Source organism: Streptomyces sp. NPDC058620, assembly GCF_042717135.1.
In the GTDB taxonomy this organism is placed as follows: Bacteria; Actinomycetota; Actinomycetes; order Streptomycetales; family Streptomycetaceae; genus Streptomyces.
Window position 1 is genome coordinate 15,765 of record NZ_JBHXQO010000003.1, and the last position, 16,127, is coordinate 31,891.

General features: G+C 70.0%; 15 protein-coding genes. 10 read left to right on the top strand and 5 right to left on the bottom strand.

Features of this window, described 5'->3' with window-relative positions; genetic code table 11:
* Positions 1 to 50 precede the first annotated feature (50 nt).
* Entirely contained in the window at positions 51 to 2,453 is a 2,403-nt protein-coding gene (locus ACFWSK_RS04820) for an immune inhibitor A domain-containing protein (protein ID WP_383781989.1), read from the bottom strand.
* Positions 2,454 to 2,823: 370 nt separating this feature from the next.
* Here ACFWSK_RS04820 and ACFWSK_RS04825 point away from each other — a divergent pair, with 370 nt between their 5' ends.
* Positions 2,824 to 3,129: a hypothetical protein gene (locus ACFWSK_RS04825; RefSeq protein WP_383781992.1), complete on the top strand. Its 306-nt coding sequence runs from the start codon at positions 2,824 to 2,826 to the stop codon at positions 3,127 to 3,129.
* Between the two features lie 43 nt (positions 3,130 to 3,172).
* On the opposite strand, the gene ACFWSK_RS04830 is transcribed toward ACFWSK_RS04825, so the two are convergent.
* Positions 3,173 to 3,841 (bottom strand): RDD family protein, encoded by a 669-nt coding sequence (locus ACFWSK_RS04830; protein WP_383781996.1) that lies wholly within the window; start codon positions 3,839 to 3,841, stop codon positions 3,173 to 3,175.
* Positions 3,842 to 3,931: 90 nt separating this feature from the next.
* Entirely contained in the window at positions 3,932 to 5,659 is a 1,728-nt protein-coding gene (locus ACFWSK_RS04835; RefSeq protein ID WP_383781998.1) for an RDD family protein, read from the bottom strand.
* 226 nt (positions 5,660 to 5,885) lie between these two features.
* On the opposite strand from ACFWSK_RS04835, the gene ACFWSK_RS04840 reads away from it, so the two are divergent.
* A complete protein-coding gene (locus tag ACFWSK_RS04840) occupies positions 5,886 to 6,368 on the top strand; it encodes an SsgA family sporulation/cell division regulator (RefSeq protein WP_383782001.1) in 483 nt (160 codons plus the stop codon).
* A gap of 54 nt (positions 6,369 to 6,422) precedes the next feature.
* Here the strand turns inward: ACFWSK_RS04840 and ACFWSK_RS04845 are convergent, their stop codons facing one another.
* Positions 6,423 to 7,790 carry an FAD-binding oxidoreductase gene (locus ACFWSK_RS04845; protein WP_383782004.1) on the bottom strand — a complete coding sequence of 456 codons (1,368 nt, stop codon included), beginning with the start codon at positions 7,788 to 7,790 and terminating at the stop codon, positions 6,423 to 6,425.
* Positions 7,791 to 7,887: 97 nt separating this feature from the next.
* Here ACFWSK_RS04845 and ACFWSK_RS04850 point away from each other — a divergent pair, with 97 nt between their 5' ends.
* Entirely contained in the window at positions 7,888 to 9,582 is a 1,695-nt protein-coding gene (locus ACFWSK_RS04850) for a tetratricopeptide repeat protein (RefSeq protein WP_383782008.1), read from the top strand.
* Positions 9,583 to 9,742: 160 nt separating this feature from the next.
* Here ACFWSK_RS04850 and hppD read toward each other — a convergent pair whose 3' ends face one another.
* The gene (gene hppD / locus ACFWSK_RS04855; protein WP_383782011.1) at positions 9,743 to 10,888 is read right to left on the bottom strand and encodes a 4-hydroxyphenylpyruvate dioxygenase; all 1,146 of its coding nucleotides are present in this window, start codon (positions 10,886 to 10,888) and stop codon (positions 9,743 to 9,745) included.
* Between the two features lie 137 nt (positions 10,889 to 11,025).
* On the opposite strand from hppD, the gene ACFWSK_RS04860 reads away from it, so the two are divergent.
* From ACFWSK_RS04860 to ACFWSK_RS04890, 7 genes are all read left to right on the top strand, one after another.
* The gene (locus ACFWSK_RS04860; RefSeq protein WP_383782014.1) at positions 11,026 to 11,499 is read left to right on the top strand and encodes an Lrp/AsnC family transcriptional regulator; all 474 of its coding nucleotides are present in this window, start codon (positions 11,026 to 11,028) and stop codon (positions 11,497 to 11,499) included.
* 15 nt (positions 11,500 to 11,514) lie between these two features.
* On the top strand, positions 11,515 to 12,162 hold the full coding sequence (locus tag ACFWSK_RS04865; protein ID WP_383782018.1) for an ABC transporter permease: 648 nt from the start codon (positions 11,515 to 11,517) through the stop codon (positions 12,160 to 12,162).
* Entirely contained in the window at positions 12,155 to 13,414 is a 1,260-nt protein-coding gene (locus ACFWSK_RS04870) for a betaine/proline/choline family ABC transporter ATP-binding protein (protein ID WP_383782021.1), read from the top strand. Before ACFWSK_RS04865 ends, ACFWSK_RS04870 begins: the two co-directional genes overlap by 8 nt.
* Complete coding sequence (locus ACFWSK_RS04875; RefSeq protein WP_383782025.1) at positions 13,411 to 14,277, top strand: ABC transporter permease; 867 nt, start codon at positions 13,411 to 13,413, stop codon at positions 14,275 to 14,277. Before ACFWSK_RS04870 ends, ACFWSK_RS04875 begins: the two co-directional genes overlap by 4 nt.
* Positions 14,277 to 15,260, top strand: coding sequence for a glycine betaine ABC transporter substrate-binding protein (locus ACFWSK_RS04880; protein ID WP_383782597.1), 984 nt, complete (start codon positions 14,277 to 14,279; stop codon positions 15,258 to 15,260). The genes ACFWSK_RS04875 and ACFWSK_RS04880 overlap by 1 nt, the downstream gene beginning before the upstream one ends.
* A gap of 76 nt (positions 15,261 to 15,336) precedes the next feature.
* Positions 15,337 to 15,918 carry an ArsR/SmtB family transcription factor gene (locus ACFWSK_RS04885; protein ID WP_383782030.1) on the top strand — a complete coding sequence of 194 codons (582 nt, stop codon included), beginning with the start codon at positions 15,337 to 15,339 and terminating at the stop codon, positions 15,916 to 15,918.
* A gap of 13 nt (positions 15,919 to 15,931) precedes the next feature.
* A complete protein-coding gene (locus ACFWSK_RS04890; protein ID WP_383782032.1) occupies positions 15,932 to 16,120 on the top strand; it encodes a hypothetical protein in 189 nt (62 codons plus the stop codon).
* The last annotated feature ends 7 nt before the right edge of the window (positions 16,121 to 16,127 follow it).

The window sequence follows — 16,127 nt, forward strand, 5'->3', positions numbered from 1 at the left end:
ACCCGCTAGAGGGCGACGGCCGATCATGGTTTGACCTGCGGTGATACGAATTACTTGGTCGACGGACCGACCAGGACGGTCATCGTCGAGCCGCTGCGCGGCTCGCTGACGATCGAGATCCGGGTGTTGGTGTCAGGAACCTTGACGCTTCCCGTCGGGTTCTCCGCGTACCAGTACGTGCCCTTGCGGTCGTCGAAGACCGGGACACCGTGCGACGGCTTGATCCGCAGCGGCACGTCGGCGTTGTGGAGCGTGAAGCCGTCGGTCCGCTGCCAGCTGAACGGGGCGTCGAACGGCTGGATCTTGTTGCGCAGCAGCGAGCCGTTGGCCCACTTCAGCGGCTTGGCGTGGGAGTCGACCGGAAGGATCAGACCCTGGCCGTGGTGCTGGGAGGTGTTGTTGTCCTTCTGGGACTTGTCCCAGAGCCACACCATCAGACCGTTCTGGTACGGGTAGTGCTCGACCCAGTCGGGACGGGTCGTCGAGAAACCGAAGTTGTACGGGCCGACCTTGAGGGTCTTGTCGTACGAGACGTACTGGCGGTTCTCGGCGATGTAGTACTGCGGGTAGTCCTGGGTGAACGACGCACCGATCCGGGAGAAGCCCTTGGCGGTCCAGCCGTTGTCGTCGCCCTCGGCGTTGTCCGTGAAGAGCACGGCGCCGTCCGCGTTCACGGTGATGGCGTCGGCGGTGAAGCCCTTGCCGCCCGCGCCGCCGTCCGTCTGGTAGCGGAAGCGGAGGTCGAACTTCTTGCCCGCGTAGGCGTTCAGGGAGTACGAGAGCTTCTTGTAGGCGCCCGAGACGTCGGTGAGCGCCGGCTTGTCGCTGGCGTCGCGCGGGATCGCCTTGCCGTCGGCCGTGCCGTCGAGGGCGGTCCAGTTGGCGCCGCCGTTCTCGGACACCTCGGTGTAGAGGTAGTCGTAGTCGGCCTCGATGTCGTACCAGCCCGAGAGGTCCAGCGAAGCGGCGGACTTGCCGGTCAGGTCGACCGAGCGGGTCAGCGTGTTCGACAGGTCGTCGCCCATGTCGCTCCACCACTGCTTCGAGCCCTCGGCGGGCTTCGTGACGGTGGTGGTGACGGCCTTCTCGGGGAGCTCGACGACGAGCGCCTGCTTGTCCTTCGTGTTGTACGCCGACACACCGAGCTTGTGCAGCGAGCGCTTGCCCGCCTTGGCGGTGTCGTAGTCGAGCCAGCCCAGCTGGAGCTTGTCCCAGGCGGTCATGTCGCCCGGCAGGTTGCCGATCTCACCGGTGCCGGTGCCGAGCCAGGAGCCCGCCGACATCAGGGACCAGAAGCCGACCGAGTTCTCGCCGCCGCCGGAGGTGTCGTACAGGTCCGGGAGACCGAGGTCGTGGGCGTACTCGTGGGCGAAGACGCCCAGGCCGCCGTTCTCGGGCTGTGCGGTGTAGTCACCGACCCAGATGCCCGTGTCACCGATCTCGGCGCCGCCGGCCTTGTTGTTGGCCGGGCCGGTGGCACCGGCGTTGGTGCCGTACGCGTACCAGCGGTGCGCCCACAGCGCGTCGGTGCCCTGGGCACCGCCGCCCGCCGACTCGTCCTCGCCGGCGTGGACCAGCTGGAAGTGGTCGATGTAGCCGTCGGACTCGTTGAAGTTGCCGTCACCGTCGAAGTCGTAACGGTCCCACTGGTCGTACTGCGCCAGGTCCGTCTTGATCTGGTCGAGGGTGCGGCCCTTGGCCTTCTGGTCCGCGACCCAGGCGTTGACGCCGTCGCGCACCGTGTCCCACACGTTGGCGCAGTTGCTGCTGCCGCAGTAGTTGGAACCGTAACGGGCCTCGTTGTAGGGGACCTTGACCCAGTCCGAGACCGCGCCGTCGACCGAGTAGCGGCCCGAGGAGGTCTTCTCGTAGTAGGTCTTGAGCGAGTCGACGCCCTTGCCCTCGCCGAAGTACAGCTCCTGGAAGTGGGCCTGGTTGTAATCGGCCTTCCAGGCGGTGCTGTTGTCCTTCGCCGGGTCGGGCTCGGCTATCTGGTTGTGCGCCGGGCCGGGCGTGCCGCCGAACTTCTTGACGGGCGGCTTGGGGCCGTCGCCGTCCGGGTCGAACATGGTGGTGTTGTCGACCTGGTCGCCGAACTCCACCAGGATGGTGAAGATCTTGTCGGTCTTCTCGCGGCCGAGCTCGACGTACTTCTTGTCGTCGAGCTTGACGACCTTGGAACCGTTGCGGTTCGCGACCTTCTTGTCGCCGGATATGACCTGCTCCAGGGCGGCCTGACGCTGTGCGTCCTGCTGCTTGCTGAAGGGTCCCTCCAGGTCGTGGTCGTGCCCCTTCGCCGGAGCCGCCGGGTCACGGCGGTCGATGATGGAGGCACCCGAGCCCGAGGGCTGGTCGTCCGCCTGGGCTGTGGCGAATGCCGATGCCGTGGCGGCGCTCGCCGCCAGGGCCACGGCAACCGCGGTGGCGCGGAGCGCACGTCTCTTAGTGGTCACTTGATCCAGTCCTCCCCAGCGCCCGCGTCCGCGGCCAGGGGGTTTCTGAAGGGCCGCGCGCGTAAACGCGTCACAAGTGACGACATTCGATCGGAGTTATGGAAGAAAAGACAGACCTTGACTTGGACATACCAAGTGCACTATGCAGGAGTCTCTTTCCGGTATGCGGACGTTCACGAAACGGCAACGGGCGCGTCAGACCGGCATGTTGACGAAGAACGTGACCCAGTGCGCCCCCCGTGCATCGGCACGGTGGGTTAGGTCACGCTTACTGCACGTTCCAGTCGGGCATCCACCGTCGTAGAGTCGCTTGACAGAGCGACTGTGTTGAGAGACTGCCCCAGCCGACGTCCCGAGGACGGATATCGCCATGCCGCATCCGACTGCCGCACAGCTTTCCTACGGTTCGGTCACCGTCGTCTTCTCGGCCCTCGCCATGCTGCTGCTCTCCGGCGCGACTTCACTCGTCGCCGTCGCAGTCGTCTGCACCGCGGCGCTCGCGCTCGGTCTGCTGGTGGCCGTGACCCTGCCGAAGCGCACGAAGGCGGCGCGGAGGACCGGGACGGCGACGCCGTCGGCCGCCGTCCGTACGCGACAGGCGCTCGACGGGATCTCGGCGAAGGTCCCCGCCGCCCGCTCCGCCGAACGCGTCGAGGAACACTCGCTGCGACGCTGAGCACCGGGGCCGGCCGCGCCACGCGTGCCACGCACGCCATTCCCTACGGGACGGACACCACCACTGTCTTGGCCGCCTTGTCCTGGAGGCCCTGCCGGTAGGGCTTGTCCGTGAACATCAGCACGATGTTGATCAGCCACCACAGGCACGGGCAGCACAGCAGCGCCGGAAGCCACAGCACGACCGCACGCATCAGCGCGGAGCTGGTGTCCGGTACGCGGCCGTCGTTGAGCATCGCGACGCGCAGTTTCAGCAGCCGCTTCCCGATCGTCCGGCCGTCCTTCTTGGTCAGGTACGTGTCGTACGCGACGTAGACAACGAGGCCGATCAGCGACCAGAGCAGCTGGTGCCCGGTGTACGAGTTGCTGAGGGCCGAGGAGAAGTCCTCGTCGCCGTCGTCGTTCGTGACGTCGACCGCGCCGCCGAAGGGCAGCGAGATCAGATACAGCGGGATCGAGATGATGAGGAAGTCGATCAGCCGCGCCAGAATCCGCTTGCCCGGTTCGGCGAGCGGCGGCATCCCGGCCAGTGGGTCGACGCCACCGTACTGACCGCCGTACTGACCCGGATCGTACGGCGGCGGCGGAGGCGGCGGAGGCGGCACGCTGCCGTAGGGAGAACCCCCGGACGGCGGCGTCGGCTCCTGCGGCTTCTTGAGGAACGGATCGTCGTCCTCGGGCGGCTGGCCGGGCGTCGGCTGGTCGTTACTCATGGGGGCAGTGCACCCCGGCCCACCCCCGCCCGCAACGGCTCAGGTGCGTTCGGGGGAAGGGGTGGGGCAGCCGGGGCGGGCGACGGGGCGTCAGCCCGCGACGAAGGTGCGGGCCGCCTTGTCGTGCCAGCACTGGCGCCACGGACGGTCGATCAGACACCACAGCACGTTGAGTACGCCGACGACCAGGATGCCGAGCACGCCGTAGACGAGCCAGCGGCGCAGGGCGGCCCCCACGGTGGGCGGGCCGTGGGACTCGATGTCGCGCACTTCCAGGCCGCAGAGCTTCTTGCCGAGCGTGCGCCCCCACTTGGCGGTGGGCAGCGCCTCCAGGAGGAAGCCGAGGACGAGGAAGGCGCCGAGCACGCCGCCGAACAGACCGGCCGTCGTGGAGTCCACCAGCCAGACGGTGACCGTCTCGCCGGACTGCTTGGCGGCCTCGATCTTCTCGTCGATGTGGTCCAGGGCCTGGGTGACGAGCGGGAATCCGACCGCGCCGACGACCGCGCCGAGTACGACGGTGTCGAGGAGCCGGGCGGCGAACCGCTTGCCGAGCCCGGCGGGCCTGGCCGAGGTCTGGGCGCGGGCGAGCTGCTGGAAGTGGTCGTCGACGGGCGGCTTCCAGGGCGCGACGGGCTGGTCGGGCCGGGGTGCCTGCTGTCCCGGGTGCTGCTGGTTGCCCTGCTGTCCCGGGTGCTGCTGGGGCTGGAGTTGCTGCGCGGGGTGCGCCGCCTGCTCGGGCTGGGCGAGCTGGTGCACCTGCTGGGCCCAGGAGGCGGAGCCGCCGCCGGGACCGGGCGTGAGGGGCGTGTGGAGGGCCGGGGGTACGGGGGCGGGGGCCGGCGCGGGGAGGGGTGCGGGGGCCTGGCTGTGGGGCTGGTTAGGGGCCGCCTGGGGGTGCGCCGCCTCGGGCGGTGCCTGTCGCTGGGCGGGAGCCGGGGCGGTGCGCTGCGGGGTGGTGGCCTGCGGTGCCGGTGCCTGCGGGGTGGGGCCGGAGCCCACCGCGCGGATCGTCATCGTCCCGTCGGGCACGGGCCCGGTGTCACGCGACCGGTCCGGCCTGGCGCCGCCGCCCTGGCTGCTTTGGCCGCTCTGGCTGCCTTGGCTCCTCTGGCCGCCCTGGCCGCCCTGGCTTCCCGTGGCGCGGATCGTGACCGTGCCGTCGGCCGGGGGGCGTCCCGCGTCCGCCGCGGGCCGGTCGGACCGGATGGCCATGGTGCCGTCCGGTACGGGCGCGCTGCCGTCCCGCATGCCGGGCAGCGCGCCGCCGGTCGGGTCCTGCGCCGCGGGCCGACGGGGGTCGGCGGGGGCGCGGTCGGCGGGGGTCCGTCCCACGGGGGCGCGGCCGCCCGGGACCCGGTCCCCGGGAGCGCTGTCGGCGGGGGTGTGCGCGTCGGGGGTGCCCTGGGCCGCCTGGCCGCCGCCCCAGGAGACGCGGCGGTCGCGGTCTCCGCCGAAGCCGGTCTGCCGGGAGGTGTCGGCCTGCCAGGAGGGCGCCGCTTCGGAGCGGCTGCCGGTGGGCGGCCGGCCGGCCGCACCCGGTGCGCCGTCGGTTCCGTGGACTTCGTCGACGTCGTCGACCTCGTCGAAGAAGACCGGCCCGGTCTCCTCCATCGAAGCCGCCCGCTGCCCAGGTGCGGCAGCCGCGTCGGAGGGCGGCGGCGCGGGGGCCGTCTCGCCCTGCTGGGGCGCCGGCCGACTCGTACCGGGAACCCATGAAGCGCCGTTCCAGTACCGGACGTAACCGGGAATGGAGGGGTCGGGGTAGTACCCCTCGCGGGGGCTGTCGTCACCGGGTGCCGGGGTTGGCGCGCTCATCACCGTGGTCCCGTATCTCTCTTCGAGGTCTCAGACCGTCTGTACAAGGGTCCACATCTATCAGACGGCCGCCCGCCCCCGGGCCGGTCCCGGTGTTTGGACCTTCTTCCGGGAACTTCTGAAGTTTTTTTGAGAAGTCGCGTAATAGGTGGCAGGGAGGGCGCTCTCTCCTTGTGCGGGCCGGTCATGGGACCGGCCACCGAGCACCGGAAGGTCGTGCACTCTCATGCTGAACGTCGTGGAACGCGAGCTGGAACTGAAGCTTGTCCTGTCGCCCGAGCGCTCCATCCCCGTCCCCGCCCGGCTGAGCTACCGCACCGCCGACCCGTACGCCGTGCACATCACGTTCCACATCGGCTCCGAGGCACCCGTGCACTGGACGTTCGCGCGCGAGCTCCTGGTGGAAGGGGTGTTCCGGCCGTGCGGCCACGGGGACGTGCGGATCTGGCCGACGAAGATCGACGAGCGCAACGTCATCTGTGTCGCCCTGACCTCGCCCGACGGCAACGCCCTGCTGGAGGTGCCGTCCGCCGCGGTGGCCGCCTGGGTGGAGCGGACGCTGCGCGTGGTGCCGCCCGGTACGGAGACCGAGCGGCTGGGTCTGGACGAGGCGCTCGCCGAGCTGCTCGCGCCGCTGCCTGCCGACGACCTGTGGCTGAGCGACCCGTGGTCCTCCGACGAGTCCCCGTCCCAGGACGGGGAGCTCTGAGGACGCGGGTGCCGGAGGAGGGACGCGGAGGCCGGAAGCGCTCGCCCGGGGTTTTCAGAAGAGCTTGCCCGGGTTGAGGAGTCCCAGCGGGTCGAACGCGGCCTTGATGCCGCGTTGCAGCTCGATGCCGACCTCACCCAGTTCCCGGGCGAGCCACTCCTTCTTCAGTACGCCGACGCCGTGCTCGCCGGTGATGGTGCCGCCCAGTTCGAGGCCGAGCGCCATGATCTCGTCGAAGGACTCGCGGGCCCGGCGGGACTCGTCGGCGTCGGTGTGGTCGAAGCAGACGACGGGGTGCGTGTTGCCGTCACCGGCATGGGCGCAGACGCCGATGGTGAGGCCGAACTTCTCGGCGATGGCGGTGGTCCCTTCGAGCATCGCGCCGAGCTTCGAGCGCGGTACGCACACGTCGTCGATCATGGTGGCGGACTTGATGGTCTCCAGGGCGGTGAGCGACATCCGGCGGGCCTGGAGGAGCATCTCCGACTCGGCGGCGTCCTCGGCCGGGACCACTTCGGTGGCTCCCGCGGCGGTGCACAGCTCCCCCACGGCGGCCAGGTCGGCGGCCGGGTCCGGGGTGTCGAAGGCACAGAGCAGCAGCGCTTCGGTGGTTTCGGGGAGGCCCATGCCGGCCATCGCGTTCACGGCGCGGACCGTCGTACGGTCCATCAGTTCGAGGAGTGACGGGGTGTGGCCGCGCTCCATGATCCGGCAGACCGCGTCGCAGGCGGCCGCCGCGGAGCCGAACTCCGCGGCCAGGACGAGCTGCTGCGGCGGCTGCGGCTTCAGCGCGAGGACGGCCTTGACGACGATCCCGAGGCTGCCCTCGGAGCCCACGAAGAGCCGGGTGAGGTCGTATCCGGCGACGCCCTTGGCGGTGCGGCGCCCGGTCGTGAGCAGGCGTCCGTCGGCGAGGACGACGTCCAGGCCGAGTACGTACTCGGCGGTGACCCCGTACTTCACGCAGCACAGTCCGCCGGAGGCGGTGCCGATGTTCCCCCCGATGGTGCACATCTCCCAGCTGGAGGGGTCCGGCGGATAGTACAGACCGTGCTCGTTCACCGCGCGCGAGAGCACCGCGTTGATGACGCCCGGCTCGACGACGGCGATCCGGTCGACCGGGCTGATCTCCAGGATCCGGTCCATCTTCACCAGGGACAGCACGACGCACCCCTCGGAGGCGTTGGCCGCCCCCGAGAGGCCGGTGCGCGCGCCCTGCGGGACGACCGGGACGCGCAGGGCCGTCGCCGTGCGCATGACGTGCTGTACCTGCTCGACCGTGCGCGGGAGCACGACGACGGCGGGCGCGCCCGCGTCGCAGAAGCTCGCCATGTCGTGGGCGTACGAGGCGGTGACGTCGGGGTCGGTGATCAGTGCCTCGGCGGGGAGACCGGCGCGCAGCCGTTCGAGAAGATCGTCCATGATCCAAGACTGACACCCGGGGCCAATGGTGTGAACCCGTCTGCGGCGGCGTTCGCAAGGGGCGGTGTGCTCTTCGTACTGACGCAGAGTGATCGATATGGACGTCATGCCGCAGCAGGACCCGGAATCCCGTCAGCCGCCCGACCCTCACGCCTCCCCGCCCGCCGCCACCGCGCTCCCGCCGGAGGGTGCGACGGCCGTCCCGCCGCCGCCCCCCACGCTGCGTACGACCCTGCGCCGGGCCGCGTTCGGAGTGGTGGCGGCGGCCGTGCTCGTGACGGGGGCGGTGGTGGCCGTACCGGAGAACCGGAGGGACACCGGGTCCGGCGTACCAGGTCCGGCCGAACGGGCCCAGGCGGCGACGACCGCGGGGTCCCCCGCCGCGCTCCCGGACCTGACGGCCCTGATCGGGGACCGGCAGAAGTGGGTGGCCGGGCATCCGCAGGACGCACCGTCGTGGGCGGTGCTCGGTTCGGCGTACGTGGAGTGGGGGCGGCGTACCGCGGACGCGGCGTACTACGCCCGGGCGGAAGGCGCCCTGAAGCGCTCGCTGGCCGCGCGGCCCGGTGAGCGCGGCAACGGGGAGGCGTGGGTGGGCTTGGCGGCGCTCGCCAACGCACGGCACGACTTCCTCGCGGCGAAGAAGTGGGGCGAGTCGGTGAAGGCGCGGGAGCCGAGGACGTGGCGGGCGTACCCGGTCCTGATCGAGGCGTACAACGGGCTGGGCGACTACGAGGCGGCAGGGGAGGCGACGGAGGCATTCGGCCGGCTCCGCAAGGGGGTGCCCGCCCTGGCCCGTACGGCCCAGATGTACCGCGACAGGGGCTGGCGCGAGGACGCGCTCGCCACCGCCCAGGAGGCCGCCGACCGGGCGGCCACCCTGGCCGAGAAGGCGGAGGCCCTGCACCGGCTGGGCGAGCTGGCCTGGGAGCGCGGTGAGCCGGAGGAGGCCGTGGCCCAGTACGACGCGGCCCTGCGCACCGACAGCGGCCACCACGCCTCGCATGCGGGCCGGGCCCGCGCGCTGGTGGCCCTGGACCGTACGGACGAGGCGCTGTCCGCCTACCAGAGGGCGGTGGCGAAGCTGCCCCGTCCGGAGTACGTCCTCGAACTGGGCGAGCTGTACGAGTCCTTGGGCTTCGACGGCGACGCCCTCACCCAGTACACGAAGCTGCGCGGGATGCTGACGCGGGCGAAGGCCGCCGGGGTGAACGAGACCCTGCTCCTGGCCCGCCTGGAGACGGACCACGGCGACGCCGGCACGGCGGTGGAGCTGCTGCGCGCCGAGTGGTCCCAGCAACGCCGCAGCGCCGCGGTGGCCGACGCACTGGGCTGGGCGCTGCACCGGTCGGGCGACTCGGAGGAGGCGCTGGAGTACGCCCGCAGCGCGCTGGAGACGGGCGTGCGGAACGCCTCGTACGCGTACCACCTGGGCGTGATCGAGCGGGAGCTGGGCCAGTACGGCGGGGCCCGCCGGCACCTGGAGGAAGCCCTGCGCACCAACCCGGACTTCTCCCCGCTGGCCGCTCCCCTGGCGGAGGACGCCCTGAAGTCTCTCGGCGAACCGGCGGACGGCGGCCCGAGGGACATGCAGCCCGCCGCAGCCCCGGCCGAGACCCCGGAACCGGCCCCGGAACCGACGAGTTCGGCCTCGACACCCCCGGAGACGACGTCCCCTTCCCCTTCCCCGTCCCCGTCCCCGTCTCCGAAGCAGAAGCAGAAGCAGAGCCCCTCGGCCACGCCCTCACCGACCCGCACGTCACCGTCGGCCCGTCCGTCCGGCGGCCAGTGACGTCAGTACCGGAACAAGTGCCCGGCGCCACCGCCGCAGGTGCGCCGGGGCGTTGATCGAATGCCGGCGGAAACGCGGAACGGGCCCGTGGAGGGCCCGTTCTGCTGTCCCGGCCGGGGAGGCGGGCCGAGGGGGTGGTTCAGGCGGTGTGCCGGCAGGGCTAGAGGTTGCCGCGCTTCTCCTGTTCGCGCTCGATCGCCTCGAACAGGGCCTTGAAGTTGCCCTTGCCGAAGCCCATCGAGCCGTGGCGCTCGATCATCTCGAAGAAGACCGTCGGGCGGTCCTGGACCGGCTTGGTGAAGATCTGCAGCAGGTAGCCGTCCTCGTCGCGGTCGACCAGGATCTTCAGCTCGCGCAGGGTCTCGACCGGGACGCGGGTCTCGCCGGCCCACTCGCCGAGCGTGTCGTAGTACGAGTCGGGGGTGTCCAGGAAGGAGACGCCCGCCGCGCGCATCGAGCGGACCGTCGCGACGATGTCGTTGGTGGCCAGCGCGATGTGCTGGACGCCCGCGCCGCCGTAGAACTCCAGGTACTCGTCGATCTGCGACTTCTTCTTCGCGATCGCGGGCTCGTTGATCGGGAACTTGACCTTGAGCGTGCCGTCGGCGACGACCTTCGACATCAGGGCGGAGTACTCGGTGGCGATGTCGTCGCCCACGAACTCCTTCATGTTGGTGAAGCCCATGACGTTGTTGTAGAAGGCCACCCACTCGTTCATGCGGCCCAGCTCGACGTTGCCGACGCAGTGGTCGATGGCCTGGAAGGTGCGCTTGGCCGGCGGCTCGACGATCGGGTCGGCGGCGGCGAAGCCAGGCAGGTAGGGGCCGTCGTAGCCGCTGCGCTCGACGAGGGTGTGGCGGGTCCTGCCGTACGTCGCGATGGCGGCCAGCACGACCGTGCCGTGCTCGTCCTTGACCTCGTACGGCTCGGTGATGCCACGGGCGCCGTGCTCCACCGCGTAGGCGTACGCGGCGCGCGCGTCCGGAACCTCGATGGCCAGGTCGACGACGCCGTCACCGTGCTCGGCGACGTGCTCCTCCAGGAAGCGGCCGTGCTCGGTGGACGCCTTGATGACCGAGGTCAGGACGAAGCGGGCGGCGCCGTTGGTCAGCACGTAGCTCGCGGTCTCGCGGGTGCCGTTCTCCGGTCCGGAGTAGGCGACGAGCTTCATGCCGAACGCCGTCGAGTAGTAGTGCGCGGCCTGCTTGGCGTTGCCCACGGCGAAGACGACCGCGTCCATTCCCTTGACCGGGAAGGGATCGGCCTGCCGGGCGGTGTCGGGGGTGGTGTGCAGAGTCTCAGTCATATCCGAAGGTTCCCGCCGCTTCGCAAGCTGCGCAACAGTTCGCGATTTGGCTGCGCAATATGTGCACTGGGGGTGCCGTGGCGGTCGGCTATCTGTACATGATGACCATCACACACTCGACCTCCAGGAGCCGGACCGTGGCGATCGACCGACTGGACGGGCGGCTCATCGTGCTGCTGGCCCGGGAACCCCGCATCGGAGTGCTCGAAGCGTCCAGGCGTCTGGGGGTGGCACGCGGGACGGTGCAGGCCCGGATGGACCGCCTTCAGGCGAACGGGGTAATCCGCGGCTTCGGCCCGGACGTGGACCCGGCGGCGCTCGGCTACCCGGTCACCGCCTTTGCCACGCTGGAGATCAAACAGGGTCAAGGGGCTGACGTCCGGGCCCATTTGAGCGGCGTTCCCGAGGTGCTGGAGTTGCACACCACGACCGGCCACGGGGACATGCTGTGCCGGCTCGTCGCCCGCTCGAACGCGGATCTCCAGCGGGTGATCGACCTGGTTGTCGGATTTGATGGCATCGTCCGGGCCTCCACGGCGATCGTCATGGAGAACCCGGTCCCGCTCCGCATCATCCCGCTGGTCGAGCAGGCCGCGGAGGACACCGACTGAACCGGGGAGTGACGTGTGAGCTTCTGGGAGTACCTGGGCAATCGGCACCAGCAACTGCTCACCGACGCGTTCCAGCACGTCAGCGCGGTTTTCCAGTGCATGGTCATCGCCACCGTGCTGGGCATCCTGATCGGCGTGGTCAGCTATCGGAGCGGCTGGGGCGGGTCGCTGGCCGTCACCTCCACGGCGACGATCCTCACCATCCCTTCCCTCGCCGCCATCGGTCTCCTGATCCCGCTGGTGGGGCTGGGTGTGCCGCCCACCGTCATCGTGCTCACCCTGTACGGGCTGCTGCCCGTCGTCCGTAACTCCATCGTCGGGCTGCGCGGCGTCGATCCGTCCCTCGTCGACGCGGCGACGGGCATCGGGATGTCGCGGTTCGCGCGGCTGCGCAAGGTGGAGCTGCCGCTCGCCTGGCCGCCGATCCTGACCGGTATCCGGGTCTCCACGCAGATGCTGATGGGGATCGCCGCCATCGCCGCGTACGCCTCGGGCCCCGGCCTCGGCAACGAGATCTTCCGCGGGATCGCCTCGCTGGGCAGCGCCAACGCGATCAACCAGGTCCTCGCCGGCACGCTCGGCATCGTCATCCTCGCTCTGCTCTTCGACGCCGCGTACGTCCTGCTCGGGCGGCTGACCATTCCCAGGGGTATCCGTGTCTGAGACCGCGACCGATGCCGGACCCAGCAGCACCGCGACGTCCGGCGCCACGATCCAGCTGGAGAATCTGACCAAGACCTATCCCGGCAATCCCAGCCCCGCCGTGGACAACGTCTCGATGGAGATCAAGGCCGGTGAGACGGTCATCTTCGTGGGGCCCTCCGGCTGCGGGAAGTCCACCACCCTGAAGATGATCAACCGGCTGATCGAGCCGACGTCCGGGCGGATCAGGATCAATGACGAGGACGTCACCGACATCGACCCGGTGAAGCTCCGCCGCAAGGTCGGATACGCGATCCAGTCGTCCGGCCTCTTCCCGCACATGACGGTCGCGGAGAACATCGCGCTCGTGCCGAAGATGGTCGGCTGGTCGAAGTCGCGGGTGAAGGACCGGGTCGAGGAGATGCTCGACCTGGTCGGTCTCGACCCCAGGGAGTTCCACGGGCGCTATCCCCGCCAGTTGTCGGGCGGTCAGCAGCAGCGGGTCGGGGTGGCGAGGGCGCTGGCCGCCGATCCGCCGGTGCTGCTGATGGACGAGCCGTTCGGCGCCGTCGACCCGATCACCCGTGACCACCTCCAGGACGAGCTGATCCGGCTCCAGCACGAGCTCCACAAGACGATCGTGTTCGTCACGCACGACTTCGACGAGGCGATCAAGCTGGGCGACCGGATCGCGGTGCTGCGGGAGCGTTCGCACATCGCCCAGTTCGACACGCCCGAGGCGATCCTGACCAATCCGACGGACGACTTCGTCTCCGGCTTCGTGGGCGCGGGCGCGGCCCTGAAGCGGCTCAACCTCACACGCGTACGGGATGTGGGCATCGCGGACTTCCCCACCGTGACGGTCGACGACCCGCTCCAGTCGATCTTCAACAAGCTGCGCAGCGGCCCGCACACCGAGCTGCTGATGCTGGACCGCAGGAACCGCCCGTACAAGTGGCTGCGGCGTGGTGACCTGATGCGGGCCCGGGGCTCCCTGGCCCGCGCCGGGCAGCTGGTGCACGACACGGTGACGCGGGACGCGACGCTGCACGACGCACTGGAGGCGGTGCTGCTCGACAGCGGTGGCCGGGTGGCGGTGACGGGGCGGCGCGGTGAGTTCATCGGCGTCGTCGACATGGTGACTCTCATGAACTCCGTGCAGGAGCTCCTGGAGGCCGACCGGCTCACCGCGATCGAGCACGAGCACGATCTGGAGGAGCTGCGGGCCCACCGGACCGAACAGGAGCTGGAGGGTGGTGGCACCTCCCCATGACTCCCAGCCATCAGGTGCCGCCGGGGCGCGGGGTGCCGGAGACCCGGGCGCCCGGCGAGCACGACGTCAACGGCCATGCCTTCCGTGACGAGGAGGAGGACCCCGTCGCCGCGCCGGCCGGTCCTGCGCGCCGGATCACCTGGCAGAAGCTGGTGGTGGTGCCGCTCGCCCTCGCGGTGGTCCTGGCCATCACCTATGTGTGGATCACCAATGTCTCGCTCGACTCGATCGCGGAGAACTCGCTCTCGGGCGGCAATGTGGAGCTGCGGTGGTGGCAGCACGTCAGGCTGACCGCGATCTCCACCTTCTGGGTGCTGATCATCGCGATCCCGCTGGGGATCGCACTGACCCGGCGCGGACTGAGCAAGGGTGCCCCGGTCGTCACGGCCGTCGCCAACGTCGGGCAGGCCACCCCGGCGATCGGTCTGCTGGCGCTGCTGGTGATCTGGCTGGGCATCGGCCCGTCCACGGCGATCGTCGGAATGGTGATCTACGCCGTGCTGCCAGTGCTCTCCAACACGGTCGCCGGTCTCAAGTCGATCGATCCGACGCTGATCGAGGCCTCGCGCGGCATCGGGATGTCGGGCGTGGGCACGCTGACCAAGGTCGAGCTGCCGCTCGCCGTGCCACTGATTCTGGCGGGGGTGCGGACGGCCCTGGTGCTCAACGTGGGCACGGCGACGCTGGCCACGTTCGGTGGCGGCGGCGGGCTGGGCGACCTGATCACCTCCGGCATCCAGACCCAGCGGATGCCGGTTCTGGTGCTCGGCTCCGTCCTCACGGTGGTGCTCGCGCTGCTGGTGGACTGGATGGCCTCGCTGGTCGAGCTGTCGCTGACGCCGCGTGGACTGGAGGCCCCGTGATGGTGGGCCGCCGCAGGGCGAGGAGTGCGCTGGCGGGGATCGCGGTGGCGTCCGTGGTGCTCGCCGGGTGCGGACTGAAGAGCGGTTCGCCGATGGTGGACGAGGTGGAGCCGGGCTCGGTCGGTGCGGGCGAACCGCTCAAGGGCGCTTCCCTGACCGTCACCTCGAAGAACTTCAGCGAGAACATCATTCTCGGTCAGATGATCGGCCTGATCTTCAAGGCTGCCGGCGCGGAGGTCCTGGACCGGACGAACCTGCCGGGCTCGATCAGTGCGCGCGAGGCGATCGTCCAGGGCGACGCCGATGCGATGTACGAGTACACGGGCACGGCCTGGATCACCTACCTCGGCCGTGCGAAGCCGATCGTCGACCCGCTGAAGCAGTGGGAGGCGGTCCGCGACCAGGACCGCCGCAACGGGGTGACCTGGCTGCCGCAGTCCACCCTCAACAACACCTACGCGCTGGCGATCAGCAAGAAGAACAACACGAAGTACAGGCTCAGGACGCTGTCGGACGTCGCCGAGCTGTCGAAGAAGGACCCGGGCGCGGTGACGGTCTGCGTGGAGAACGAGTTCGCCTCGCGCGACGACGGCCTGCCGGGCATGGAGAAGGCGTACGGGATGTCGATCCCGGCCGCCAACATCCAGAAGATGGACGCCGGGATCATCTACACCCAGGTGTCCAAGTCCGACTCCTGCCTGCTCGGCGAGGTGTTCACCACGGACGGGCGGATCAGGGCGATGGACCTGGACGTACTGGAGGACGACAAGCACTTCTTCCCCAACTACAACGCGGCGCCGGTCATCCACACGGCGACGTTCGAGAAGTACCCGGAGATCGCGGACCTGCTCGACCCGCTCAGCAGGAAGCTGACGACGGAGGTGGCGCAGGTGCTCAACGCCAAGGTGGACGTGGACGGGGAGGACCCGCACGAGGTGGCGAAGGACTGGCTGGTCGAGGAGGGGTTCATCACGGAAGGGTGAGCAGGGGGCAGAGTTGCAAAGAAGTCATTGCAAAAAAATACTTGCAACGGTTCCTTTGCGACTCTACGGTAGGCCCATGCCCGAGATCCCGCAGGACAGAATCCACGAGCTCGACCCACGCACCCTGCGGGGGCTGGCCCACCCCCTGCGCATGCGCCTGCTGAGCAAGCTGCGCGCCGAGGGCCCCGCCACCGCCTCGCAACTCGCCGCGATCCTGGGCGAGTCCAGCGGGGCGACCAGCTATCACCTGCGCCAGCTCGCCGCGTACGGCTTCGTCGAGGACGCCCCCGAACACGGCAAGGGGCGCGAGCGCTGGTGGCAGGCGGCCCATGAGTCCATCCGGTTCAACTCCGAGCTTCACACCAACGACGACCCGACAGTGCGCGGCGCCGCGAACCTCTTCAGCCACGAGGTGGCCTCCCTCCACACCCAGGAACTCAGCACGTTCATCGGCACCATGGGCGACTGGCCGGACTGGGCCGACGCCCACGACCTCAGCGACTGGACGCTTCGGCTCACGCCGGAACTCGCCATGGAACTGGACTCCAAGGTGCACGAGCTGATCAACAGCTACCGGAAGCGGGAGGTGGCTCCCGGCACCGAGGGGTCCGCCAAGGTCCGCTTCCACCTGCACGCCTTCCCTCGCTCGTCCGACTGAAGGGAACACCGCCATGCACCCCGACATCCACCTCCAGCTGCACACGTACCGCTCCGCCGAACTGCACCGCGAGGCGGCGGCGCTCCGGCCGGCACGCAGGGGCATCAAGGCCCAACTGGGCTGGGCACTTGTCGAGTTCGGCCTGCGACTCACCCAGGAGCGCTCCGCGTCCGCAGCGGTGCGCGCGCCTCGCGCGGCCTAGACCACGA